The following is a 581-nucleotide window of genomic DNA, read 5'->3' as shown; positions in this document are numbered from 1 at the left end:
CGCAGCAGTAGCGGATCACGGCGTGCATCTGGATCGCCAGCAAGGGCTGCCGTTGTGCGTGCCGCCAGATTTGCCGGCCGATCGGCGACAGATGCGCCGCGTCGCCGACGTCGAACAGGACGGCATCGGGATGAGCTTGCGCAATTCGCTCCACTTCCGCATCCAGCCGTTCTGCATTCCCGGCATAGGCGGGCGCATGGATTGCCGCCACCTGCATGCTCTGCCCCGCCAGGTGAACGCGCATGTCGGCTTCATGCATCGGCGTCACCGGATGATTGCGCATGGTCTGGTGACGGTCGATGCGGAACACCTCGCCGCCGCCGTTGACCGCGGCGTACAGGTTGCTGAACAGGCAGTAACGTTGCAAATTCGGCTGGCCGCCGACGATGGGTACGAAGTCGTTGTCGATATGTTGCCGCCATACCGCCAGGGCCGTGCCGATGTTGCCGACATGCGGCGCGCTGTCGAAGGTCGAGCAGATCTTGTAGTGCGTCACCGGCGGCTGCAGGCCGGCGAAGAAGCGCGCAACCGGTTCGAGCTCCTCGCGCATTTCAGCCGGCGCCATCGAGCGCGCAGCGCGG

At 65.4% G+C, this 581-nt stretch carries 1 protein-coding gene; it reads right to left on the bottom strand.

The features are described from left to right. On the bottom strand, window positions 1-581 hold a 581-nt coding region (locus HLUSI_RS0101775; RefSeq protein ID WP_016832335.1), incomplete at both ends, for a four-carbon acid sugar kinase family protein.

The organism is Herbaspirillum lusitanum P6-12 (assembly GCF_000256565.1).
GTDB lineage: Bacteria > Pseudomonadota > Gammaproteobacteria > Burkholderiales > Burkholderiaceae_D > Herbaspirillum > Herbaspirillum lusitanum.
This window is presented reverse-complemented; position numbering and strand designations above follow the sequence as displayed.